Consider the following 26,203-nt stretch of genomic DNA (forward strand, 5'->3'; position numbering starts at 1 on the left):
CTTTTGGAGATCTAATAATTAATTAGGTTTAAAGACAAAATTTATCCCGCAAAGTCGTACAGATTATAGACAGGATCTACTTAAGTAGTTTACTGCTTCCGTTTGAGCCGGTGCAAAAAACAAAGTTAGATACTTCACTGCGTTCAGTATGACCAGATTTGTTGACTATAGGTAAATAAATAAAACTTAACGGGAGCCACCAACCCAGCCCTGAAAGGGCAAAATCCAATCAGCAAAAGGTGAAGCCTTTTGTTTATAAGTTACAAGAGTTTGCAGCCCTCGTAAAGGGTGCTATTAAAGCTCACTAAACGGATTTTTGTGTAGCCCTGTTCAATCTCAGCCTTCCCGTTTCTATAGGAATGGCCGCCTTTACCAACACGGTAAATATAAACAATCCCATGGCCCAAACACCGATGGTTACGCCCACTTCCGGAAGGGTAGGGAGGTACTCTACAATCTCTCCCCAGGGACCGGGAATGAAACCCGGAATGATCAGCCCCATACCTTTCTCAATCCAGATAGCCACAAAAAGCAATACACACGCAAAGTTGAGCCATTTCAGATCATTTCTGAGGGTATGCACCGTTAGTATGATGGTGGCTACGATGTTCATGGCCAGCGAACTGTAAATCCACGGCATCAAGGCATTTTTGCCCTCCAGACCGAAAAACAGGTAAATGGCACTGCTGCTATGGTGGGTTTCCGCATAAAACTCCTTAAAAAGCTCTGAACCCAGCATGATCAGGTTGACCTGGGCGGCTACAGTTACTACCAACGAAATTTTCCTGAGTGTTTTGGCTTTAATGGTATATGACGAATAGCGGTTGATGACCTGTAGAGCCAGGATGATCAACGCCGGGCCTGCGGCAAACGCAGAGGCCAGAAAGCGCGGTCCCAACAGCGAATTGTTCCAGAAAGGACGGGCAGGAAGCCCTGCATAAAGAAAAGCAGTAACCATATGAATACCTACTGCCCAGAATACAGACAAAAACACCCCAGGCAGGTAAATGGACTTCTTCGGCTCTTTGCCCTGATACTTGCAGATGAGGATATACAATGGAATGGTAAGGTTGATAAACAGGTACCCATTAAGCACGATCACGTCCCAGGCCAGCATGGAGTTGGGCCAGTTAAATCTGCCGATGCCCGGGATTAAGTGCCATGCCCTTGCGGGGCCGCCGAGGTCAACCGTGACAAATGCCAGGCACATGATGAGTGCTGCTACTGCCAGGCCCTCACCGATAAGCACCGCACGCGAAAAATCGATATCTTTCAAAACATACGTGGGGAGCACCAGCATCACTGCCGCTGCCGCCACACCCACAAGAAAAGTGAAGTTGGAAATATACAAGCCCCATGAAACCCGGTCTGACATACCAGTGATTTTCAGGCCATGCTCCAGTTGAAGAAAATAGCAATAAGCGCCAAGCAGCATGAGAAATGTCAATACTGCCATCCAGATGTGATAGGCCTTGTTACCTTGAGTGGCGGCACGAATGCCGTCTTTTACCATATTGAAAAATATACCGATCTGCGTCATAGTTTTAATCCATAAAATACCAAAACTTAGGTTCCGTGCCGAGGTCTTCCTTGAGGCGGAATACTTTTTTATTGGCCAGTACCCACCTGATCTCACTGTCCGGGTCCAGCAGGTTGCCGAATATCCTGGCACCGGTAGGGCAGGCTTCCACGCAGGCCGGATTTTTACCATTTCTGCTTCTTTGAATACAGAACGTGCATTTTTCCATCACCCCCTTTTTGCGCAGCCGGTTGCCCAGATAGTGCTGGTTTTTATTGACCTCTTCTTCCGGTATCTCCGGTGTGGCCCAGTTGAACCTGCGGCCATCATAAGGGCAGGCAGCCATGCAGTACCGGCAGCCGATACACCAGTCGTAGTCTATCACTACAATACCATCTTTTTCCTTCCATGTGGCCTCAACAGGGCAAACGTCCACGCACGGTGGGTTTTCGCAATGATAGCACTGAGTGCCCATATAGAAATGTCCCTCGGCAGGTACTTCATGGAAGAAGTTGTCTTCAGCATCTTCAAAGTTGATCCGGCCGTTTTCCATCTCATGGATGCGGATATACTGCATTTGAGAAGACCGGTCCTGATTGTTTTCCTGTACGCAGGCATTGACACAATCCATATATCCCTGGCACTTGGAAATATTGAAGGCATAGCCATAGAGTACATCTTTTTCGGCTCCCTGGGCAGATACATTGATCTTTTTGCCGTTGTTAAGCTCGTACAGCTTTTCCAGCCGCTCCACGGTCTCTGACTTTTCCTTGTCTGTCATCAGCCTGTAGTTGCCTTTAAAGAACTCTTCCCATTCCAGTTGTTTTTGATCCTTTTCATCGTCGGAAGCCGTAACACTACATGCACTGTTGACCATGCCAGTACCGGCAAGAAGCCCTGCTGTCAGGCTTTTGAGCATGTTTCTTCTACTGGTTTTCTTGTTCAGTTTTTGGTCGTAGCCATCCCCGCAGGAGCAGTTACCGGAGTTGCATCCCGAAGAGGGCTTTTGGTTTGGGTCATTGTCTCTCATAGCTACTTTCCGTTTAGTTCCTTTAACTTTTGTGTATTGAGTCTTGCAGGCCATCGTGGCTTGAAAGCCGGACTATGTGGGTTGTGACAACTCGCACAACTATATATCAGACGTGGAGGTGCCCAGCCTGCAACCCGCTTACCATGGGCACCTCCGATCCAGTCTTTGTATTGCTGCGAATGGCACTGAGCGCACTGCTTATAGCTGTGGTCAAAGGTCAATGCCTTGCCCGTTATCGTTTTAAGCTGGTCCAGGTTATTGGTGTCGTGGCAGGTGCTACATTCCATAGCATCACTGCCGGCATGCACCAGTTCTATGTTCCAGTGTGCTTTTTTCTTGTCTTTGCTTTCCGCTTTAAGCTCTTCCAGAGGTACACTGTGGCAGTTGGAACACGGGTATGATTTGATCATGCTCTGACGCTCCAGTACATAAAATTCTTTTTCTGATTCAGGTACCTGGGCCAGCACCTTTTTTATATCAGCCATGAGCTCTTCCGTGCTTACTTCATATTCGATAGTATCCTTATCGGCATGGCGAAGCTGCTCCACAATGGAATGGTGTCCTTTTTCCTGATGCGGGTGCTCTTCGTGTCCGGAGCAGCCTGGCATTATACTCGTAGCAAACGGCAGAAGTACCACATATATCAATGCTCGGATCATATGACTTACTCTATTATTCATTGACATGGGCTTTTATCTTTTCAATATCATTTTGGCCTTCAGGCTCCCACTCCAGGGTAGACATATCAGTTGTTGGTACATGGCATTGCCGGCAATTGATCCTCAAAGGGTGCGAAACTCTGATTTCTTTGGGTGCTGCCGGCCCGGCATGGCAGGCGAGGCAGTTAGACCGCATTTGCAATGAGTGAGGTATAGTGGGAGGGCTGCCCGGCATGGCTGCATTTTGAATACCCGGCTCTTCCTTGGCTTCAAAATTGGTTTCCTTAAACAGTACATCCGTTTTGGCCGGCACATGGCACTGCCGGCAATTGAGCAGTTCAGGGTGAGGTGTGACCGGCGCGTAGGCCTCAAATTGTTTTACATAACCACCGTTTTCATGACATTGCAGACAGGTTTTGCCACCTATTCCCTTTTCACTGATGAGCGGATGGGGGATAATCGGTGGAGCACCATCGTAAGCCCGGTTGTCATAGTATTCTTCCAGGTTCCGTTCGTGTTCCGGGTCTTCCGGCATATTGGCATACTCAGGGCTGAATTCCGATCGCTTAAATACGCCCTCTTCCTTGGGAATAGAGGGTACACTTTCCAGGGGCTCAATATCCTTTACAGGCTTTTCCTGGCTGGTGATCCAACTGATATCAATGATGGTGATCAGGGAGATTGCCAGCAGGGCAAAAAGGAATATGAAGAAGTATCTCGATCTTTTCATACTCAGGCTTTTTCAACTCTTACTGCACATTTTTTATAATCCGGTTGCTTGGATATCGGGCAAAATGCATCCAGTGTCAGCTCATTGATGAGCATGGATTCATCGAAAAACGGAACAAACACCTGTCCGGGTGTGGGCTGGCCTCTTTCATTGACAGCCGCCGGAAGCACTATTTTTCCACGTCGTGATACGAGCCTTACCTTGTCTCCCGTTCTGATGTTCAATGCTTTGGCATCATCAGGGTGTAGCTCTACATAACTATGGGGAACGGCTCGGTGCAAAACAGAAACCCTTCGAGTCATTGAGCCAGTATGCCAATGTTCCAGCACACGACCAGTATTGAGCCAGAAAGGATACTCTTTATCGGGTATTTCCGGTGGTGCTTCGTATGGCCGCATCCATATCCAGGCCTTGCCATCCGGTTTGCCATAGAACTCAAACTTACCTTTGGTCACTGCAGGGTCATATTCTGCATTGAACCTCCATTTGGTAGATTTTCCATTAACATAAGGCCATTGTACGCCCGGCTCTTCTTTAAGTACTTCATAAGGTGCCATAGCATGTTTTTTTCCGGCATGGAACAGTGAATATTCCTTCCATATTTCCCGGATGTGATCTTCTTCTTTCCAGGGAAACAGCTCTTCAAAGCCCATGCGCCGGGCTACCTCTATGAGTTGCCAGGTGTCGCTCATGGCTTCCCCGGGAGGTTGAAGCATTTTCTGAAAGTGCTGGGTCCTTCGCTCAGAGTTGCCATACATACCTTCACGCTCAATCCACATGGCGGAGGGGAGTATTACATCTGCAATTTCAGTAGTAGGCGTGGGGTAAACATCCGAAACCACCACGAACCTGCCAGTCTTTTGCGAGCCTTCGCGGTAGCGGTTCAGTTTGGGCATCGTCACCATAGGGTTCGTTACCTGGATCCACATAAACCGGATGTCTCCGCGATCCAGGGCCCTGAACATTTCCACAGTATGGAACGAGGGTTTGGCAGGAATTCTTTCCACGGGCACCTTCCATATTTTTGCAGCCATTTTCCTGTCTTCCTCGTTGGTTACCACACCATGAGGAAGCTTATGGGTGAGAGTACCTACTTCGCGCACTGTACCGCAGGCGCTGGGCTGACCGGTGAGTGAAAATGGGCTGTTGCCGGGCGTAGAGATCTTTCCGGTCAACAAGTGAATATTGTAGATCAAATTATTGATCCATGTACCGCGGGTGTGCTGGTTGGGCCCCATGCACCAGAGCGACATCACTTTTTTGTTAGGATCACCATACAATGATGCCAGGTACTTGATATCCTTGGCGGGTACGCCTGTGAGGGCCTCGACATTCTCGGGTTTATAATCTTTCAGAAAGTCAAAATATTCGTCGAAGGAGATAGGCTGCGCTTCATCATTAAAGTTAAATCCATCTTCAAGGCCATAGCCAATATTGGTCTTCCCTTTCCTAAATGTGCAATGCTTCTCTATAAATGAGGCATTGATCCAGTCGTTATTAATAATTTCATAGCAGATGGCGTTGGCTATGGCAAGGTCTGTCTGAGGCCTGAAAAGAATTGACCTGTCGGCAGCGGCGCTTGTCCTTGTGGTACGTGTGGCAAGGTCGATGATCTTTACGTCACGCTTTAGCCGGTTATCCAGTATCCGCGAAAAAAGTACAGGGTGCATTTCAGCCATATTGTTGCCCCAGAGTACAAATACGTTGGCATGGTCAATATCATCATAGCATCCCATTGGTTCATCCATACCGAAACTGCTCATGAAACCGGTTACAGCACTAGCCATACAAAGCCGTGCATTTGCCTCAAGGTTATTGCTGCCGATGCCACCTTTCATAAACTTAGAAGCCACGTATCCGTCAGGGATTGTCCATTGGCCTGAACCATAAATAGCTACAGAGTCCTTGCCGTGCTCTTTAATGGTTTCCTGCATTTTTGAAGCAATCAGGTCAAGAGCTTCTTTCATCGTTGTTTCCACAAAACGGCCATCTTTCTTTACCAGGGGCTTTCTCAGCCTGTCTTTGCCGTAAAGCGCCAGTACCGAATGATAGCCTTTTACACAGCAGAGCCCTTTGTTTACCGTGCTGTTGGGGTCGCCTTTCACGGCTACTGCCTTGCCTTCGGAGAGGCCAATGAGCAGGCCACACCCTACACCACAAAAACGACATGGTGACTTAACCCAGTCCATGGGGCCGTCAGGGAGATTTTTTAGTTGCTCTTCGGCAAATATGATCCCGGGAAACATGGATGCGGCCGCAGAAAGTGCCGATGCTTTGGCCAGGTATTTAAGAAATGTTCTTCTGTCTAATGGTCGCATTTTTTAATGATTTAAATTATCGTCGTTGAACCCTGCAACCAGGTTAAGGTGGTCGAGGCTTTCTATTTCACTCAACTTCTGCATCAGGGCATCTTCTTCACCCTGATCGGCGGTTTCCGATACAAGGATTATGAGGTCTTTGTTTTCGGCCTGTATGATTTCGCATGAAGGAATATCCTTGAGGGAGGCTTCCAGAAGAGCCTTTTTTCCTTGTTTTGGAAATACCAGATAGCTTTTAATGGGCATTTTCTTCTTCTTTTTTAGTGGTGAATAACTGAGGTTTTATCGTCAGCATAAGCCAGGCCCAGTTACTGGTTTCATTTTTATCGCCTCCTTTCAATGCTTCCATCGAATCCGTAGCGAACATGTGGGAATACCCGGCCTGGAGGTTGATTTCATCATTGGCATTATAAACCAGTACAAGGTCCATTTCGGTACCCAGGTATTTATCCAGTTTTTCAGTATTTAAAGCATTTTGTAAATGTTCTTCCGAGCGGAAGAAATGGGTGGTGAGGCTTGCGGAGAGCTTACCGGACTTTTGGGTAAGCCTTATAAATGCATCTTGCAGTCCTACACTGTTGATATGGTTTCCAACATAGAAATAGTCCATAAGGCCATTAAATTTATGGTTAGTGCCATAAAACGGATTAAAAGCATTATTTTCCTGATCCGGGTCTGTAGGTGAATTTCCGGATAATAGTTCAACACCTGTAGTTATAGAAGTATTAGGGAGTACTGAATAAGTCATATCCAATGCCAGGTAAGAGGCATTTATATCTGTTTCACCATCAGGTTCTTCACCGGTCTGTTTATATACAGCAAAATTTCCTTTAAGCTTTTTACCATTGTAGCTTGCCCTGGAGCCAAAGGTCTGGCTAAAGTAGGTGTTGTGGTCATCTACAGTACCACCTTGTTTCCCATTGTTAAGTATCAGGGCACTTACTTTAATATCTCCAAACGGCCTGCTGGCCCAGAGATACTGAAATGTTTTGTAGCTGTTGGCAATTGTATAAAAGGTTGTGTTAAGCTGAGGCGCATCCTGATTGTAAGCAAGGCCAAGGTTTAGCTCCAGTGCATTTGGTTTAAAGATCAAAATAGCAGCATCATGACTTCGGGCCTGTTGCGCCCAGCCTACATTACCGAAGATGCGGTGGTCGTCATATATTATTTCCTGCCGGCCTGCTTTGATGGCAAAGGCTTCGGATAGTTTGACTTTGGCCCAGGCTTCATGTATGGTTGTAAGGCTGCCATCATTATCCACCAGTTGAGGCTGGCTTCCCCATGTCCTTACATCCTGGAATACAATCTTGAAATCGTACTTTTCATTAGAATAAGAAAGGTTGAGCCGCGTTCTCTGGTCTATAAAAAATGCCGGATCCTGATCGGGTTCTGGCAGGGTTTTAAAACCATGCCGGTATTCTGCCCGGGGTCGAAATTCACCACTTATGGTAAACTGAGCCTGAGCAGTGCCAATAATACAAACTACTATGGTGAATAGTAAGGTAAGGGTTCTGAACATATGCGGAGCATTAGCTTTATGTTCTGAAGATTTAGCTTTTTGAGCCGGTATGGCATGATTAAAATCAGCTTCTTTCATGATGTTTATCAGTTTTTAAGGTTTCCTGAATTTGTTGTTGGTTTTTGTGCTACACAATTCCTGAGTTAAAATGTTGCAGGTTAGGCTCTTATATGGCTCGTTTCCTCCTTTACAAGCTATTCTTCATCAGGCCACTCTTTGCCTTTCCTTTCATTTATAAAGTTCGTCAGGCCATGTTTTTTTCTTTATGCTTTGGATCATAAACGAATGACTAATCTCTTTCAAACTTTGGTGTAAGAATCAAAGTCAACGCGCATGAATAACTTAAAAGATAAAAAAGTCGGCAGGCTGGTAGCAGAAGACTACCGGTATGCTGATGTATTCAGAAAATATGGAATTGATTTTTGCTGTGGCGGAGGAGTGAGTGTGGAGGAGGTATGCAGGAAAAAAGGGCTTGATCACCGGGAGGTGACAAATGCACTGGTCAGGATCACTACTGATTTTAAACCCACCCTGAATTATGACAACTGGAGGCTAGACAGGCTTACTGACCATATAATAACCATGCACCACCAATATGTAAGGGAGAATCTCCCATTGCTCGTTTTTTATAGTGCAAAGGTGGCTAATGCACATGGAGTGGCTCACCCGGAGACGGTGGAAATAAAACGCTTAGTGGAGGAACTTGAAGATGAGCTACTGCCTCATATGGAAAAGGAAGAAGTAGTACTGTTCCCTTATATAAAGAAGATTATGGCTTCGGCCGGTCAGATGCAGCACTTGGATCCTGTTAATTATGGTACTATAGAAAACCCCATTAAATGCATGATCTCAGAGCATGAAGCAGCAGGTGACCTCATGGAGATGATTGCACGGCTAAGCTCGGGATATACACCTCCCGAAGGGGCTTGCAATACCTATAGGGTACTTTATAAAAAATTGCAGGAGTTTGAGCGCGATCTTCATCAGCATATCCATCTGGAAAACAACATCCTTTTTCTGAAGGTAATTGCGATGGCCGGTGAGCAGGCATCTGTCTGATATCATATGCATGCTTGATATATATCATTAAATCTAAAATCTCACATTACTTACTTTACCAACCTTAATTTTTATACCAATGGAAACTAAAAATAACATCAAATCGCTGATCCTTACCCTGATGCTTGGGGTGATAGTAACAGGCTGTAGCCGATCTGTGGCGGATGACAGGCCGGAGCCGGCAGACCCTTCTCAAATTGAAGTTGTAGGAGAGCTTGAGGCAGATCTTACGTCTCCACCCATGGTGCCCCCGCCAGTAGTCAAGCGGCCTGCGAAGAAGCTCATCGTCAATATGGAGGTGCTTGAAAAGGAAATGGAAATGACTGACGGGGTGAAATACATTTACTGGACTTTTGGAGGAAGTGTGCCGGGAAGTTTTATCAGGACCCGTGTAGGGGATGAGGTGGAGTTCCACCTGAAAAACCACCCGGACAATAAACTGCCTCACAACATTGACCTTCACGCCGTAACCGGCCCTGGCGGAGGAGCTACTTCTTCATTTGTGGCTCCCGGCCATGAAACGCAGTTTTCATTTAAGGTGCTTAATGAAGGGCTTTATGTATACCACTGTGCCACTGCGCCTGTAGGTATGCACATCGCCAATGGTATGTATGGTTTGATACTGGTGGAGCCTGCCGGAGGTTTGCCTCCTGTGGACAAAGAGTACTATATCATGCAGGGTGATTTCTATACCAAGGGTGAATATGGTAAACGCGGATTGCAGCCCTTTGACATGAATAAGGCGATTGATGAAAAAGCTGATTATGTGGTGTTTAATGGCAGTGTTGGGGCATTAACAGGTGACAAAGCCATTACGGCTAATGTAGGCGAAACAGTAAGGCTGTTCGTAGGAAACGGCGGCCCTAACCTGGTGTCGTCTTTCCATGTGATCGGGGAGATCTTCGATAAAGTGCATATCGAAGGGGGAGACCTGATCAATGAAAATGTGCAAACTACCCTGATACCTGCCGGTGGGGCTGCCATTGTGGAGTTTAAAGTGGATGTGCCGGGTACTTTCATATTGGTAGACCACTCTATTTTCAGGGCGTTTAATAAAGGAGCCTTGGCCATGCTTAATGTGAAGGGTGAGGAAAATAAGGTGATATACTCAGGCACAGAGCAAACCGGTATTTATGAGCATGAAGGTGGAGGAGCCCAGGAAATGCCAACTTCTGAGGCATCAGAAAAACCGGAAGAGCTGGCCTCTTCGGTTAAAGAGCAAATCGAGTTTGGCAAGCAGGTATATTCCAGAACGTGTCTGGCTTGCCACCAGGCCAACGGAGAAGGTATTGCCGAAGCATTTCCGCCGCTGGCAAAATCTGATTACCTGAATGCTGACGTTAACAGGGCCATCGATATTGTATTGCATGGTAAATCAGGTAAGCTGGTGGTCAACGGCAAAGAGTACAACAGTGTAATGACCAAGCAGGTACTATCCGATGATGAAGTGGCTAATGTGCTTACTTATGTGTACAACAGTTGGGGCAATAGCGGAAAAGTAGTGTCTCCTGAGATGGTTAGAAGTGCAAGACATGTCAATTAAAATGAGTTTTTCAGGTGTTTTTTTATGGGTTGTGCTGCTCGCGTTCACTTTGAACGCGGGCGGCCAAAATATGCCCGGGCAGGTGCTGGTCAAAGGGGGAAGTTTTGTGCCAATTTACGGTTCCGAAGGCGTGGAGATAGTGGTGGAAGACTTTAAAATGGATAAATACCCGGTAACCAATGCTCAATACCTGACATTTGTAAAGGAAAATCCTCAGTGGAGAAAATCAGAAATAAAACGCCTTTTTGCTGATAAGAATTACCTTTCAGACTGGGACAGCGACTTGAGCTACGGAAGCCTTCTTCCCAAAAGTCCGGTTACAAACATCTCCTGGTTTGCTGCCAAAGCATATTGTGAAAGCAAAGGCCAACGCCTGCCTGCAATGGATGAGTGGGAGTATGCCGCTATGGCAGATGAGAAGCAGAAAGATGCCAGGGAAGACAGCCTCTATAACCAGTACATCCTGAGCTGGTACGAGGCTCCTAAGACTTTCTCCAATGAAATAGGACAGACGTTTAAAAACTACTGGGGGCTTTATGATATGCACGGCCTGGTATGGGAATGGACAATGGACTTTAATTCGGTGATGATCTCCGGGGAGTCAAGAGGAGATGTGGATCTTGACCGCAACCTGTTTTGTGCAGGTGGGGCCGTAGGAGCCACTGATCTGATGAACTATGCAGCTTTTATGAGATATGCCTTCAGAGGGAGCCTGAAAGCTAATTATGCGGTTAAAAACCTGGGGTTCAGGTGTGCCGAAAATGTAAAATCAACCACACAATGAGATATTTAGCCTTAATATTATTACTGATTGCAGGATGTGCCCAACCTCAGCCTGAGGTAGTGCAGGAGCCTGTTTCCGAAGAGTTGCCGGAACTTTCCGTATTTCATTTACCATCTACCTGGACTACTCAGAATGGTGAAGATATTCACTTAAAAGACCTCAGGGGCAATGTGCTGGTGATGGTCATGATCTATACTTCATGCCAGGCGGCCTGCCCTAGGCTGGTGGCTGATATGAGGAACATAGAATCAAAAGTGCAAAATGAAACTTCAAAGGATGTAAAATACATATTGGTAAGTATTGACCCTGAAACAGATACACCGGAAAGGCTCAAATCCTTTGCAAAAGAAAACAAAATGGATGGTGACCAATGGCTTTTCCTAAGGGGAAGCGAAGGGAGTACCAGGGAGTTTGCCGCTGTTCTGGCTGTAAAATACAAAAGGATATCACCCATGGACTTTAGCCACTCCAACATCATCAGCGTTTTCAACCAACAGGGCGAACTCGTACACCAACAGGAAGGTCTGGGCGTAGATAATAAAGAGACAGTGGCGGCTATTATTGAGCTGGCGAGGTGAGGTGGACTGGTAAACATGGTATGCAGTAATCGGTGATCGGGTAAAACGGGGTGTGTTAAAGGATCGGGATTTTGAGTATTTCTACGACACTACTATCCCCTTGAAGGGTGTTTTTAAACCAGTCAGCTCTAATCAGGGAAGTGCACCCAGTAACTAGTAACCAGCACCCAGCACCCAGCGTCAAACCACCTCGTCTCGATCCAGTGAGTAAACCTCCGTGCCGATTTTATCCAGCTTTTTGATCAACGCCTCGCTGCCTTTGTCTATCACCAGTTTTCTTTCCTTTTGGGAGATAGGCACCATCCATAGAAACTTAATACTGGAGTTTCGGAATTTGCCCAATTCTACTTTAGGGAGCACTTCCAGCTTATTGGTCAGCAATACACTGTTAAATTTTCCTGAATTTAAACCCTTAAAATTTATCGTGTGGCCCTCTCCAAAAAAGGTGATGTTGTCCCACGGCATGGAAGCCTGGCCGCTTATCCATTCAGCTATGCCCTGCAGGTCATCTTCCTTTAAGGTGGAGTTGAGCATTATACCCAATTCGATACGATTGTGTTCCAGCCTGTCATCTACATACATTTCTATAGAAGGCATGGGTATCAGGGAAAGGCCTACGGTGGCAAACACGGTTTTTGATGCTCCGTTTCTCAGGAATAGCCCTTTGGGAGGCCACTGGTTGCCATCAATGGCATAGTATTTATCGCTTTTGCCCAGCAGTTCCTCATATACCTCAAGTATCCTGGGTTGCTCGAGCCGGAAAGGGTTGAGCTCACTGCTCCAGGAAAACCAGCATGATATTGCCTGCTCGATCCGGCCGGGAAGTTCATTCCGATCGGTTATTTCCCAGGCCAGGTCACCATTGCCTTTGCAGTCCCTGGCATATCCGGGAAACCCTTCCAGGCCTGACCATGCCGGGATTATGGCCAGTATTTCATCTTTCAGGAATAGTGCGGCACCATCTCCCTCTTCCAGCCAGACGATGCTCAGGTCGGCGGCTTTTAGCTTTTCCTGACCATCCGGGAATTTACAGTATTGCTTAGGTAGCAGGGGAGGTATGCCTTTGTTTATGAGTTTGGTTTCTGGTTCGTCAGGTGCCTGGATTAAATTCCTTACCCAGCACGTTTTGATACCAAAGTTCGTATCTTCTGATCCCCACAAATAAAAATATACAACACGGTCGTCTTGCTCAACAATTGCCTTGATCGGGCATAGGGGAGATTCTTCCTCCAGCAGTACTTCGGGCTCCCGGGAAGCTTCCTTTGATGAGAAGATTTTTTTGAGAAAGCTCATAGTTAAGAGGTGGATTTGTATTTATTCGGATTGTTCATAGGCTTCAAGTTCTTTGGTCCAGGCGGTTGACATAAAATATGCATTGGCCTGTTCATTAAATATTCCATACATAGTAGAACTGTCAGGTGAGCTGATGGTTAGCCAGGCGCCACTGTTTACAGAAAGATCGTATTCCTTTGCATTTTGGACCAGCTTCCCGGTTACCCGGCAGGGCAGGTGATCGAACTGGTAATGCCATTGCGACCCGTTGATTTCTTTTGCTTCACCGATGATGACCCTGATTTGCTTTTCTGTCAGGTTCCACTCCTGGCATATGGTAGTGTCATTCATGGATGACGGGGCATTATTTTTCTTTACAAGGTTCTTTACTTTGTATTCCCTTTGCCTGTCAAAAAATGCGTTTCCCTTTGACTTACGCTTTAAGTATATCGTAGCACTGCTATAATTGGGTATAGCCATCTTTTTTGTGACATAGTCCTGGTGCGAAAAATATACAGTGACTTCATCGCATGAGCCGGAAATACCACTAAAAACAAACTCCCCGTACTTTTCCGTATACGTATGGTCAGTGGCATCCGGGTCAGTAGTGTCCGTTTTGCCAATGGCAACATTGCGTATAGGCATTTTTGAGGTCTCATCCAGTACAGTGCCGGAAATTTCATACCGGCAATCGCACCCGCCGAGGGCCAACACGACAAATAAACTCAAGATGCTATAAGGTTTCAAACTGATCAATATTGACTTTTAAAATAGCTTCTGACAAATAAGGTTATGCCAAAAACCGCCCACGTCTTTTGGGCTATGGTGTTTGGTATAATCTTATTTGCCGAAGCGTACAACTAATATATCACTTTGAATTCTACTCTCCTGTTTTTTCTTCGGCTTTCTTCGGTGTCGTTTTCAGCTACAGGATTATTTTCTCCGCCTGCTTTAACGGTTAACCTGTCACTGGCCACACCATGGTTTATCAGGTATTGACTCACAATATCAGCCCTGCTTCTGGACAGTTCATAGTTCGTCTTTTCAGGGCCAAGATCACAGGTATAGCCCGTTAACTCTATACTGAAATTGTCCTTGTTTCTAAGTATGGTAACTATCTTATCCAGAAACTCTTTTGAATCAGCCGTCAGTTCGTTCGAATTCAGCTCAAATTTTACAGTTTCTTCCAATACCTTTTTTTCCGCCGGGGTCAATTCAGGGCTGGCTGTTGCAGTGCCGTTAGTGCCCTCTGCTATTTCTTCGGTGGCAGTATCGTTTTCAGGTTCGGAGGTATCCTCTTGCAGCGGTTGTTCTTCTTCAACTTCCGGCTCGTCAGCTTCCTCTTCAACAGGCTCACTCACTTCCTCCTCGATCACTTCCTCTTCAATAACTTCCGGCTCTTCTTCCTCTTCCTCGATTACTTCGGGTTCTTTTTGGGCTGTTGAAGCTGCGGGTGGCGATATCTCCTGGGGTACATAAGCTTTGGTTTTGCGTTTCAGCCTGAATGAAATGGCCAATTCGAAGATCCCGTTCTGTCCGGCGCTCAGGTCATCCGCTACCGGGAGGTCATAGCTTACCCCCACGGTAAATTTGGGTTGCTCATAGGCTATTGAGAATACCCCCAGGTCATTGGTGTTGTACCAAAGGCCGAGGCTTATGCCCTTGGGGCCTTCTTCTGTGTTTTCCAGCTCATAGCCAAACCGTGATCCCAAATTAAAATAATTGTTGTCTGCCTGGTTTACCCATCTCATGGTTGGCATTACTGAAAACTTCATGCCCTGATAGATACGGTAGCCGGCAGTAGCTTTGAGGCTGAGGGGCAAATTATCATCTTCTACATCTGCAAAAGAAATGTTTGGTTCCGTAGCATTGAAAATAGAGGCCCCAATGAAAGCTTTTTCACGGCCGTCCCCGTCACTTATCTCGTAGTAGATACCTCCGCTCAGGGTAGGGTAGCCTTTACTTTGGTTCAGTACTGCATCTCCCGAGACTATTGTGGGGTCAAAAACACCACCGACAAACTGGTCATCCGTGGTGAAATCCCCATCTGTTTTTCTCTGGAAGTATCCTCCCTGTAATCCAAGACTCAAAGCCGAGTTGGCAGACATTTGAATGCTGTAGGCCACACCCAGCAGGCCGCCGTTGGTGCTTACAAAGTCAGAGGCCTGATCGTTAAGAAAGTTACCGGCTATTACTAACCGGTGGTTTCCGATGAAGACAGGGTAATAGCCCGAGATAGAAGAAGAACGGTAATTGTCACCTGCTTCAATGGCCTGGTTCCTGTAATTCAGCATCAGGCGCACATCTTTCACTGCCCCTATTTGTCCGGGGTTAGTGAAAAAAGGAGCATAATGATACATAGAGAAATTAGGTTCCTGCGCCTGGACTTCGACGCTGAGCATCAAGATCAAAACAAACAGGATGGAAATTTTTTTAAAGAATATCATAATTATAGGATTATCATTTCTTGTTTTACACTAATACTATCTGGCTAACCTGATGATGCCTGTATCTTTTCCATTGATCAAAATGGGTGATCCGTTGGAGAAGTTTCCTCTTACTACCCAAACATAGGCGCCCTGAGGCTGCTTGGTTCCTTCGTTGGTGCCATCCCATCCTGACTGGGAAAGCTCTGTATAGCTGGTTGACCTGTATACCATGTTGCCCTCCCGGTCAAAAATACTCAGTTCGATATCGGCAACGTCACCACCTCCGCGAAGTACAAAGCGGTCATTAGTCTGGTCATCGTTAGGGCTGAATAATGTAGGCAGGAACAGTTCGTTTGGTAAAACCTCGAAAGTCCTTGTGACATCTTTTGCAGGCTCATAAAAGTCATTACCCGCCTGACTTGCCGTGATGGAAACCGTACCGACACCCTCTATGATCACCGTGCCATTTGATAATGTAGCCACTCCTGTAGCAGGTTGTGTGGATATAGTAAATGTAACCGGCTCTCCGGAAGCTCCTCCGGTGGCCTGGAGCTGTATCGGCCCTTCACCCAAAGTCACGTTCGGGATGGGTTCGAAGGTTATCACCTGAGGCTGTTTGGCATCATTATCTGTGATGGTATAGGTATGTACCGTGTTGGCTCCGAGCGTGGCATTGGCCGGATTGCTCAAGGTTACCACTATGGTCTCATTTGCCTCCACAAGCTGGTCGTCTACTATGCCGGTGATGTCTATACTACCACTTTGGTCACCAGCGTTGATAGTCAATGTGCCGTTGGCCAAAGTGTAATCTGTTCCTCCGCCGGTAGCGGTGCCGCTTACTGCATAATCTACAGTCACATTTTGTGCGCTGATAACAGACAGCTCTACCTGAAGACTTGCACTGGCCGTAGCTTCACTGCCCGAGCTGCTTGTAGTGCTAAATTGAATGCTGGCAGCCATTTTATTAACATTATCTGTAGCAGGGGTTCCCACATTCCCGGCAGCATCGGTAAGGGTGACGCTAAGGGTAACCGTACCATCGGCAAGCCCACTCAGATCAATACCTGTTACCTGCTCACCGGCTGCTCCAACAGTACCTGAGCCAGTGACGTTTGTGCCGCCACCAGAGCTACTAAAGGTATAATTGTATGTAGTGCCTGTTTCGGCTCCTGCAAAAGTAAAGCTGACAGCATTTTGGTTTCCGGCATTAATATCTGCCTGATCGATAGTAACCGTATAGCCAGCGGGAGCAGTCTTGTCCAGATTAAGGACTAAGCTGTTATCAGTTTGCTGGTTATTTGCTGCATCTGTTGCCGTTATCGGAACCGCAATAGCGGCGCCTTCTATCATATTACCTGCGGCATCCACATCCGCAATGGTCACGCTGTAAGTGCCATCGCCATTGTCTGTCATAGCAGCCGTAGCGCTTAGTCCTGAATTGATTACCGACAGGTCAGCAGTCACTGTAAGGCCTGCTTCACCGAGGTCAGCCACAATAGTCAGGCTTTCCCCTGAGCGGTATGAGTTATCACCGCCATTATCATCCACTGAGATAAATACAGGTGCAGATGCATCTTTAGGTGCAGTGCTTGTAGCCGGAGAACCGGTGTTTCCTGCCGGGTCAGTCAGCGTGACGCTGAGCATAACTGTGCCATCTGCCAAACCACTTAAGTCAATTCCGGTGATCTGGTCGGTAGCTGTGGCAATGGTGCCTGAGCCTGTAACATCCGTTCCGCTGCCGGAGCTGCTGAACGTGTAGTTGTAAGTAGCTCCGACCTCTGCTGCGGAAAAAGTAAAGCTGGCTGCAGTTACGTTGCCGGAGTTTAAACTTGTTTGATCTATATCAACAGTATAGCCGGCTGGCGCTGTCTGATCGAGAACAGCAGAGTTGTCACTCACAACACTTCCCGTATTTCCTCCGGCGTCTGTTAATGAAACCTGCACAGTCAGTGTACCATCTGTAAGTGAGCTCACGTCGATAGTGACTACCTGATTACTACTGGTTACCGTCGTCGGGTTCGATACGGTCGCCGTGTTTCCATCCCCTGAGCTGCTCACTGTATTATTGATCGTTGTACCTATCTCTGCTCCTGATACTGTAAATGAAGCGGTGGTAGCTTCGGCTGCGTTGATCAGGGCATCGTCCCAGGTCACTGAATAGCCTGTCGGAGGCCCCGCATCTTTGGTTTCTGTAGCTGTGGCATCCGGGCCGGTATTTCCTGCATTATCAGTCAGGCTTATGGTAAGTGTGACCGTACCATCTGTAAGCCCGCTCAGGTCATACCCAGCGCCACTATTGTCAAATTGCTCTGAGGTGGCAGTTACTGTTTCCGTTCCTGTTACCGGTGTGCCACCTCCGTCGCTGGTGAAAGCATAGTTAAGCGTGGTACCTATTTCAAGGCCGGAAGCCGAGAATTCTATAATATTCTGATTGATCATATTGATAACTGTTTCTCCGAGAAGGTCTATGGAGACTGCATATCCTGAAGGGACTCCCGTGTCCTTGGTTATATTATCCGTTGCTGCAGCGCCGATGTTGCCTGCATTGTCAGTTAAAGTCACAGATAAAGTAAGCGTACCATCTCCCAGGCCACTAACATCTACTCCACTGACCTGTTCCGTTGCAGAAGCAACAGTACCTGACCCGGTAACATTGGTGCCGCCACCAGAGCTGCTGATGGTGTAGTTGTAGGTGGTGCCGGTTTCTGCTCCGGTAAAGGTAAAGCTTATAGCAGTACTGTTGGTGGCGTTGGCTGCAGCCTGATCAAAAGCTACCGAATATCCCGTGGGAGAGGTGGTGTCTTTTATTTCTGTATCTGTAGCCGGACTTCCGGTGTTGCCATTGGTGTCTGTTAGTGTGACGGACAGGGTAATGGTGCCATCGCCAAGTCCACTAAGATCTATGCCACTGATTTGGTCAGTTGCAGAGGCTACAGTACCTGATCCGGTAACATTGGTGCCGCCGCCGGAGCTGCTAAAGGTGTAATTATAGGTAGCACCGGTTTCTGCGCCTGCAAAAGTAAAGCTTACGGCTGTTTCATTGGTCGTGTTTATCGGACTTTGGTCGATAACTACCGAATAACCGGTAGGGGGTACAGTCTCCTTGATCTCAGTATCTGTGGCCGCGCTTCCAGTATTGCCATTAATATCTGTGAGTGTTACCGCTAAAGTTATGGTGCCATCACCCAGTCCGCTCAGATCAATTCCGGTAATCTGGTCAGTAGCTGTAGCAATGTTGCCTGACCCTGTAACATTCGCACCACCACCCGAACTACTGAACGTGTAGTTGTAGGTAGCGCCGGTTTCAGCTCCTGCAAAAGTGAAGCTCACTGCGGTTTCATTTCCTGAATTTATCGGACTTTGGTCAATGGTTACGGTGTATCCGGCCGGAGCAACAGTATCTTTGGTTTCTGTATCCGTAGCAGCACTTCCTGTATTGCCATTGGTATCTGTGAGCGTAACCGTTAAGGTAATGGTTCCATCACCCAGACCACTTAAGTCTATACCACTGATCTGGTCTGTAGCCGTGGCAATGGTACCTGATCCGGTGACGTTGGTGCCACCACCAGAGCTGCTGAATGTGTAGTTATAGGTAGCCCCGGCTTCAGCTCCGGCAAAAGTAAAGCTAACTGCAGCTTCGTTACCTGAATTTATCGGACTTTGGTCGATCGTTACCGTATAGCCGGAAGGTGCGGTGGTATCTTTGGTTTCAGTATCTGTAGCAGCACTTCCTGTATTACCATTAGTATCTGTCAGTGTTACGGCCAATGTAATGGTGCCGTCGCCTAATCCGCTCAGGTCAATGCCACTAATCTGGTCAGTAGCTGAGGCAACTGTGCCCGAACCTGTAACATTGGTCCCGCCGCCGGAGCTGCTGAATGTGTAGTTATATGTTGTTCCTACTTCAGCTCCTGCGAAGGTGAAGCTTACCGCAGTTTCATTGCCGTTATTGATCGGGCTTTGATCTATGGTAACCGAGTAACCCGATGGAGCTGCCGTATCTTTTGTTTTGGTATCTGTTGCAGCGGTTCCTGTGTTTCCATTGTTGTCGGTCAGGGTTACCGAGAGTGTAACGGTACCATCACCCAATCCGCTGAGGTCAATTCCACTAATCTGTTGGGTAGCGGAAGCAATAGTGCCTGAACCTGTAACATTGGTGCCACCTCCGGAACTGCTGAATGTGTAGTTGTAAGTGGTGCCTGCTTCAGCTCCTGCAAAAGTGAAGCTTACAGCCGTCTCGTTGGAGATAATAATGGCAGTTTGGTCAATGGATACAGAGTAGCCCGTGGGGACAGAGGTGTCCTTAGTTTCAGTATCTGTGGCAGGTGTTCCTGTATTTCCTCCATCGTCAGTGAGGGTAACGGAGAGTGTGATGGTACCATCACCCAAGCCGCTTAAGTCAATACCGGAAATTTGGTCTGTAGCCGTTGCTATGGAGCCCGACCCGGTAACATTGGCGCCACCACCCGTGCTGCTAAAGGTGTAGTTGTAGGTTGTGCCTGCTTCTGCGCCGGCAAAGGTGAAGCTCACATTGGCTTCATTGCCTGCATTGATCGGGCTTTGATCAATAGTGACAGAGTAGCCGGAGGGTACGGTAGTATCTTTGGTTTCAGTATCGGTAGCAGTACTTCCTGTATTCCCTGCCACATCGGTAAGGGTCGCAGAAAGCGTAATTGTACCATCACCGAGCCCACTGAGGTCAATACCAGAGATTTGCTGGTTAGCTGAACTGACGGCGCCTGATCCTGTTACATTGGTGCCACCGCCAGAACTGCTAAAGGTGTAGTTATAAGTAGCTCCAACTTCGGCTCCCGCAAAGGCAAAGCTCACAGCAGTCTCATTGCCTGAGTTGATCCCTGCCTGATCGATGGCAACAGAATAACCCGAGGGCGCATTAGTATCTTTAGTTTCAGTATCCGTGGCTGCTGTGCCCGTATTGCCAAACGTATCGGTAAGTGTTACAGAAAGTGTAATGGTTCCATCACCCAGTCCGCTGAGGTCAATACCAGAGATTTGCTGACCGGCTGAGCTCACGGTGCCTGAGCCCGTTACAGGAGTACCGCCTCCGCTGCTGCTAAAGGTATAGTTGTAAGTGGAGCCTACTTCCGCTGCTGTAAAGGTAAAGCTGACCGCTGTTTCGTTACTGGCATTGATTGGGCTTTGGTCTATGGCTACCGAGTATCCGGAAGGGGGGGCGGCATCTTCATCTATAATGGTTAAGGTTACCTGCTGAACTCCATCTTCAGTGGCATTGGTAGGGGGGAGCATGTCAATAATAACTGTTTCATTCCCTTCTTCAATACCATCAAATAATGATGTTACCCTTATACTGTCCCTGGGTTCTCCCGGGGTGATCGTAATAACCGATCCGGTGATTCCGTAATCAGTACCGCCGCCAACAGCCGTTCCGCCAAAGCTTAAGGGAATGCTGACGGTTACCCCGGCTACTGCACTGAGCTCACCGACAATATAGGCCTGTCCACCACTTTCATCAGTTATCGGGTTGTAAATAGACCTTAGCAGAAGGGTGGCAGTGGGTTGAGGGTCGTCATCGGTAATGGTGTATGTAACCTGTTGTGTGCCATCCTCGACACCTCCGGTAGGTACGCTGGAGATGTCTATCACTACAGTTTCATTGCCTTCAAAAAGGGCATCGTTAATATTCGTTAATGAAACAGTTCCGGTAGTTGCTCCGGCGGTTATAGTTATAGTAGTGCCACTGCTGGAGTAGTCCACACCATTTGTTGCAGTACCGCTAAATCCCAGGTTTACTGTTGTGTTAACGCCATAAGCATTAGAGAGTGTGGCAGTAACGGTTGTAGCAGAGGTTATTGCTTCTGACTTACTTGTCGGGCTTACTCCCAGCGTAACGGTAGGGACAGGACTTACATTTAAGGTAACGATGTAGTTTCCTGTACTGTTTTCTGTTCCATCGTTTACCTCAAACTGAAATGAGGTGTTGGTGGAGCCGTTTTGAATGTATTGCAGGTTGCCTGCGTCCAGATTAGCCTTACTTACCTGGTCGCTGACGGAGACTTCTTCACCACCGTCATAAACATCATCATTATCAGCATCTACATAAAGTGTTCCTGCGCCGGGCACAGATTCTATAAGTACGTGAGATAAAGGATCGCCGTCACCATCTGTGTAACCGAAATTCGAGGTTGAAAAGGTGTAGGTCAGATTTTCATATGGCCCATTGGCAGCCGTAAAACTTGAAGCTGTGGGGGGGGTATTGGGGGTACTAATTGTGAAAACCGGGTTAGAGCCTGGAAAATTTGATCCGCCAGGGGTAATGTCCTGCGTTACGGTTTCGCTTCCGTTCCAGTTGCTGCGGGTGCCTATGGAGGTCAATAATGAAGCCTTATCTCCGACGAGTGTTCCTGTATATACCAAGTTATCTTTATGGTAATCAGGAGGATTAATGCTGGTGGTAAGACCTACAGCCGTTGTGCCCAGAGTAAGGGCAGCGGGAAGCTGTGAGGTTGTTGCTGTGGGAGATCCTGAAGGTAGCCATTCTCCAGGTGTTACCGTTCCACCAACGTCTGTTGAAAAGTTGGCAAACCCAAATATCCAGGTAGAGGGCACGGATGTGGGACTCGCACCCTGGTATATGAACCAGTTATCCCCGCCAGATGCTACTGCTGAGCTGGAAAGCGTCCACCCTGTCGCAGACACTGTGCCATAGGTGGACAAGTCTCCACCGATAACAGGCGAGCCTGCCGGGCTCTCAATTGTGAAATTGAGCAATGTGCCTGCTACAATTGGACTTGTAGTAGTCCATGTTATGACTCCTTCAGTTCCATTAGTGAGATTTGCGAAGCCTGAGCCATCCCATCCATAGTCACCGATGTAGATGGTTTGGCCCGACGGAATATCGGCCAATGCCACAATAGCAAACTCATCAGGAACAACGTCAGAGTTTACGCCTACAATGGCTATGTCTCCGGCTGCGAGCTGGGCTTTCGCCTGATAACCAGCTATGGTCAATAATAAAACGAATAATATGCTTATCTTAATTTTCATAGACTTTTCCATTTCTCTACACTAAAATTTTGGGTTGTTTTGAACTTACAGCGTTCAGTCCTAGTTTCTCTCCTGATTTAAGCCCAAGGGCTGCCAGTTTGCCGCCAGTGAGTATGCACTCGGGTGTTTTAATAATGTTTAACCTCAAATACCTGTAATCCGAACATAGCACAAATACACCATTTTGCTGATCGGCATGCACAATACTTCCCGGACCCAGCAATGCTGAGTTGGATACATTGGCAGGGCTAACTTCCAGTATCCATATCATAGCTCCTCTGAAGTAGGTAATGGCCCCTCCGTAAACCGGGTTGGCCGCATTGACCAAAGCTTCAATCTGGTCTGAGGTCTGGTTTTGCCAATCTATGGTTAATTCCTGCTGTGTAGGGCGTTTGTATAAGTTTACAGGTGCCTGGCCGGTATCATCTGTTTTAGGCGTGGTTACTTTTTCAAACAGGCGCTCTATGGAGGAGGCTGCCAACTGGCTGAGCCTGGCTCCCAAAAGGCCATAGTTCTCACCGGGAAATATTGAAAGCTGCTCTCTCATTAATTCCGGGCCACCGTCTATCTTTTCATTCATTTGCTGATAAGAGAGTGTTGCCGTTCTTTCTCCATTCTTCAGTACCCAAAACAAGGGGTCGGCACCACCATATTCAGGAAATGCACCAAAATGCAGATTGACGATGCCATACTGAGGCACAGTAAATACTTGTTCAGGGATTTTATAAGGAAATGTCAGGCAAATGCCCAGTTCCGGGCTTAACTCCTCAAGCCATGTTGTAAAACTATCAGACTTCAACTCTTCCCTGGATACCCTTTGTAAGGGTACTTCTTTGGCCTCCGCAAATGCTTTAATGGTTATATTGGCCTCATGGTCAAAATCGGTCAGAACAATTCCTGCGAGCAGTTTTTGTTCTTCCAACCTGATCATCAGTGGTATGCTCCAATGGCTATTTGTAAATAAGATAACTCTCATTAATGGGTAGATTTATTTGCATTAAAAAAACATGTAAGGGTTTGTGTATGCATTCTTAGGATTGTATAATTCATCCATTTCTTCATGATGGCTGTATAAAGGGAAAGTGGCCACTTTCAATATTTCCTGATCATTTAAGCTTTTCCCTTTAAACACACTTATTGGGCTTTTCAAACTATGGTCGTCCGGATTGAAAAACGACCTGCCCAAAACCGTCTCCTGGTCAAAGTTTTTCCAGGTATTTATAATATTTTCATTGTCCAAGCCCGGGTCGGAAAGGTTTTTTAAGGCTTCATATACCAGTTGGCCTTGTTGATAGCCCAGTATACTGAAGATGTCTGGTTCTGCTTCAAAATATTCCCGGGTTGCCTGTCTGAGTTTATCCGTAAGGCTATTTTGCTCACCCCAATCAGGGAATGCCCAATATTTCAGGCTGCTGTTTTTCCCGTCATAAAAAGGGGTTGTGACCATCTCATTTATCTGGTCGCTGCTGAGTTCCATCACCTGTCTCAGCATGTTAGGGTGTAGCAGCAGGGCATAGAGATGGTCATTGCCTGAGATTGGCTTCTGGTTAAGCTCAGCTTTTAGTTCTTCTTGATTTTCTGCTTTAAGTATCACTTCCTCATGAATTGATCTGCCTTTGGATTTGACGCCCAGCCTGAAAGCTTTAAGCGGGTCATACCCACAGTCGTAGAAAGAAGTTATAATATTAATGGGCTTGTCAAGGTTCTCAGCAATATATTGCCCGAGAAGGAAGTAGGATTGCCAAAATTGCAAGGTGTTGAAATAGAGGTTTTTGCTAACCTTTGCAGAGGATATTGCCGATTCGCCCAACCCCGAAAAAAGGGTGGGCTTATCCGCCATATTGGTCATTTTGGCTACCTCAAGCCCTATCATAGGTTCGAGCAGGCCTGTTATGGCTACTACCTGGTCCTGGACCATCAGTTTATGGGCCTTTTCTACGGATATACTTTCGGTACCTATACCCACATCTTCAACAACAAGTTCTGCCCTGCCTCTTTCAAAGTAGTTTTCATTAATGGTAAAGTACAGTTTCATACCATTGAGAAAATTCAATGCTGCTTTTGGATACTGCCGGGACTGAGGTAAGAGTATCCCTACTTTCAAAACCTGCTGATCACTTTTCTTAATTAACATATAAGACTCCGCCTTAAAAAATGAAAGTATTGATGAATTCAGGCCATGGCTTTATCAAAAGCACATGGCCCGAAACGCTTAAACTGTTAATTGCGTGATGGATAGATTCCATACAGGCAAATAATAGGGGTAACTACCAGGAATGGTTGTTGGTTCTCGTGGGCTAAGCTGCCACCCTGATTAAATACCGTAGTAGTTGCACTTCCTGAAATGCTTGATGTAATAGGGGTGCCGGTATTTGCATATAAGTTAATTTGATCACCATTTACATCAGTAGCCACGCCGGGGTAAGTTCCCTGGGCTGGAGTGCCGGTATGGCCTGCCCCTGTTGAGGCTATTTGGAGTTGTGCCGAGCCTAGCGTAGTCTGCGCCGCATGGTTGTGCGCCGGCATGTTAGCAGTAGTAAGTGTTACTTCTTCGGAGCCGCTCCTTTGGCCATTACTTCTGGGAGTAAGGCCGGGTCCATTTCCCGCGCCTACAGCTACTCTTCCGCGCAGGTCTGGCAGGGCAAAAGTAGTTCTTCCGTCCCCGCCGTAGAGGGTGCCGATTAATGAGAATACAGCCGTATAACTCGATATTGACAATAACTGGCCGCTACATGATGCCCAATTTCTCGGGACCCATGTCGGAGCCCAGTATCTTATTTCTGATAAATATCCTTCCATATTAAGATCGTTATTTGATGGCCGGATTGCCCTTCAGGTTTTAGCGTTATATGACAGGCTTTCCGGCTTGTTTAAAATTTAAGGTTTAAGGCATTAATTTCTTGAGGGGAAAATACCCTGATAGCAAATAATTGGTGTTATGCATTCCCAGGGCTGCATATTTTGGTGAGACTGACTGCCTCCTGTTAAACCAATGGTGGTAGTTGCATTGCCACTAACGGGAGAAACAATGGGGCTCCCTGAATTGGTATAAAGGTTAATGGCATCTCCATTAACATCTGTTGCCGATCCCGGATGGCTGCCGGCAGTTGGAGTTCCGGTACTTCCGGGACCTGTACTAGCTATTTGTGCCGAAGCTGACCCTAGTGTAGTATTCGCCGAGTGATTGTGGGTGGGGGTTTCCAGTATGTTAAGCGTAACAGTTTCTGCTCCTCCCATTTGTCCATTTACCCTCATAGAAAGACCGGGGCCGTGTCCGGAACCTACCGCAACCCGTCCTCTAAGGTCAGGTACTGCAAAGGTGGTTCTGCCATCTCCGCCATAGATTGTGCCTATCAGCGAAAAGAAAGCAGTGAATTGGGAAATAGCTAATAATCTTCCGTCACAGGGAAACCAGCTTCTGGGAGCCCAATTAGGCCCGAAATAGCGAATCTCAGAAATAGTACCTTCCATAGTTTTTGTTTTTAGTTGAAATTATGTTAAAAATTGATCTTATTAATTTTTTATTTTAATTTGATATTAAAATCAATATAAAATGAATAAAGTGAATTCTCATTATGAAACTGTCAAGAAAATCATTCTTCACGACCTTGAAACCTGGGCTCCCAATAAACCATTGCTGGATGGTATCTGTGAGTCTTGGGCAGGTAATCCGTTGGTTTATGACAGGTCTTTGATAAGCTATAAAGGAAGTGAGCCGGTTTATGATATTTGGAAAA

General features: G+C 46.8%; 20 protein-coding genes. 5 read left to right on the top strand and 15 right to left on the bottom strand.

Going from position 1 to position 26,203, the window contains the following annotated elements:
* Positions 1-304: 304 nt before the first annotated feature.
* The 7 genes from dsrP to E1163_RS18885 are packed head-to-tail and all read right to left on the bottom strand — an operon-like array spanning position 305 to position 7,853.
* Positions 305-1,540 carry a sulfate reduction electron transfer complex DsrMKJOP subunit DsrP gene (gene dsrP, locus E1163_RS18855; protein ID WP_155174018.1) on the bottom strand — a complete coding sequence of 412 codons (1,236 nt, stop codon included), beginning with the start codon at positions 1,538-1,540 and terminating at the stop codon, positions 305-307.
* A gap of 4 nt (positions 1,541-1,544) precedes the next feature.
* Positions 1,545-2,549, bottom strand: coding sequence for a sulfate reduction electron transfer complex DsrMKJOP subunit DsrO (gene dsrO / locus E1163_RS18860; RefSeq protein WP_221418040.1), 1,005 nt, complete (start codon positions 2,547-2,549; stop codon positions 1,545-1,547).
* A 2-nt stretch (positions 2,550-2,551) separates the two neighbouring features.
* Positions 2,552-3,229 carry a multiheme c-type cytochrome gene (locus E1163_RS18865; RefSeq protein WP_185156139.1) on the bottom strand — a complete coding sequence of 226 codons (678 nt, stop codon included), beginning with the start codon at positions 3,227-3,229 and terminating at the stop codon, positions 2,552-2,554.
* Positions 3,222-3,938, bottom strand: a complete 717-nt coding sequence (locus tag E1163_RS18870; RefSeq protein WP_185156140.1) for a cytochrome C — start codon at positions 3,936-3,938, stop codon at positions 3,222-3,224. The genes E1163_RS18865 and E1163_RS18870 overlap by 8 nt, the downstream gene beginning before the upstream one ends.
* A gap of 2 nt (positions 3,939-3,940) precedes the next feature.
* The gene (locus E1163_RS18875) at positions 3,941-6,256 is read right to left on the bottom strand and encodes a molybdopterin-dependent oxidoreductase (protein WP_155174021.1); all 2,316 of its coding nucleotides are present in this window, start codon (positions 6,254-6,256) and stop codon (positions 3,941-3,943) included.
* Positions 6,257-6,259: 3 nt separating this feature from the next.
* A complete protein-coding gene (locus tag E1163_RS18880) occupies positions 6,260-6,502 on the bottom strand; it encodes a chaperone NapD (RefSeq protein WP_155174022.1) in 243 nt (80 codons plus the stop codon).
* Positions 6,492-7,853, bottom strand: coding sequence for an alginate export family protein (locus E1163_RS18885; protein ID WP_155174023.1), 1,362 nt, complete (start codon positions 7,851-7,853; stop codon positions 6,492-6,494). The genes E1163_RS18880 and E1163_RS18885 overlap by 11 nt, the downstream gene beginning before the upstream one ends.
* A gap of 255 nt (positions 7,854-8,108) precedes the next feature.
* Here E1163_RS18885 and ric point away from each other — a divergent pair, with 255 nt between their 5' ends.
* From ric to E1163_RS18905, 4 genes are all read left to right on the top strand, one after another.
* Entirely contained in the window at positions 8,109-8,834 is a 726-nt protein-coding gene (gene ric / locus E1163_RS18890; RefSeq protein ID WP_155174024.1) for an iron-sulfur cluster repair di-iron protein, read from the top strand.
* Positions 8,835-8,913: 79 nt separating this feature from the next.
* Complete coding sequence (nirK, locus tag E1163_RS18895) at positions 8,914-10,377, top strand: copper-containing nitrite reductase (RefSeq protein ID WP_155174025.1); 1,464 nt, start codon at positions 8,914-8,916, stop codon at positions 10,375-10,377.
* On the top strand, positions 10,367-11,161 hold the full coding sequence (locus E1163_RS18900; RefSeq protein WP_246223768.1) for a formylglycine-generating enzyme family protein: 795 nt from the start codon (positions 10,367-10,369) through the stop codon (positions 11,159-11,161). Before nirK ends, E1163_RS18900 begins: the two co-directional genes overlap by 11 nt.
* Positions 11,158-11,739 (top strand): SCO family protein, encoded by a 582-nt coding sequence (locus tag E1163_RS18905; protein WP_155174026.1) that lies wholly within the window; start codon positions 11,158-11,160, stop codon positions 11,737-11,739. Before E1163_RS18900 ends, E1163_RS18905 begins: the two co-directional genes overlap by 4 nt.
* Positions 11,740-11,919: 180 nt before the next feature.
* Here E1163_RS18905 and E1163_RS18910 read toward each other — a convergent pair whose 3' ends face one another.
* The 8 genes from E1163_RS18910 to E1163_RS18945 all read right to left on the bottom strand — a co-directional run bounded on the left by E1163_RS18910 (position 11,920) and on the right by E1163_RS18945 (position 25,937).
* Positions 11,920-13,032, bottom strand: coding sequence for a suppressor of fused domain protein (locus tag E1163_RS18910; RefSeq protein ID WP_155174027.1), 1,113 nt, complete (start codon positions 13,030-13,032; stop codon positions 11,920-11,922).
* A 21-nt stretch (positions 13,033-13,053) separates the two neighbouring features.
* Entirely contained in the window at positions 13,054-13,740 is a 687-nt protein-coding gene (locus E1163_RS18915) for a hypothetical protein (protein WP_155174028.1), read from the bottom strand.
* Positions 13,741-13,871: 131 nt separating this feature from the next.
* Positions 13,872-15,458, bottom strand: coding sequence for a PorP/SprF family type IX secretion system membrane protein (locus E1163_RS18920; protein ID WP_155174029.1), 1,587 nt, complete (start codon positions 15,456-15,458; stop codon positions 13,872-13,874).
* 36 nt (positions 15,459-15,494) lie between these two features.
* Complete coding sequence (locus tag E1163_RS18925) at positions 15,495-22,466, bottom strand: Calx-beta domain-containing protein (protein WP_185156141.1); 6,972 nt, start codon at positions 22,464-22,466, stop codon at positions 15,495-15,497.
* Positions 22,467-22,482: 16 nt separating this feature from the next.
* On the bottom strand, positions 22,483-23,442 hold the full coding sequence (locus E1163_RS18930) for a methionyl-tRNA formyltransferase (RefSeq protein WP_155174031.1): 960 nt from the start codon (positions 23,440-23,442) through the stop codon (positions 22,483-22,485).
* A 21-nt stretch (positions 23,443-23,463) separates the two neighbouring features.
* Positions 23,464-24,600, bottom strand: coding sequence for an ABC transporter substrate-binding protein (locus tag E1163_RS18935; RefSeq protein ID WP_155174032.1), 1,137 nt, complete (start codon positions 24,598-24,600; stop codon positions 23,464-23,466).
* Positions 24,601-24,686: 86 nt separating this feature from the next.
* Positions 24,687-25,265, bottom strand: a complete 579-nt coding sequence (locus E1163_RS18940; protein WP_155174033.1) for a phage tail protein — start codon at positions 25,263-25,265, stop codon at positions 24,687-24,689.
* Between the two features lie 93 nt (positions 25,266-25,358).
* A complete protein-coding gene (locus E1163_RS18945; RefSeq protein ID WP_155174034.1) occupies positions 25,359-25,937 on the bottom strand; it encodes a phage tail protein in 579 nt (192 codons plus the stop codon).
* Between the two features lie 82 nt (positions 25,938-26,019).
* Here E1163_RS18945 and E1163_RS18950 point away from each other — a divergent pair.
* Positions 26,020-26,203 (top strand): hypothetical protein (locus tag E1163_RS18950; protein ID WP_155174035.1); only part of this gene is annotated, 184 nt, incomplete at its 3' end.

Source organism: Fulvivirga kasyanovii (genome assembly GCF_009711405.1).
GTDB lineage: Bacteria > Bacteroidota > Bacteroidia > Cytophagales > Cyclobacteriaceae > Fulvivirga > Fulvivirga kasyanovii.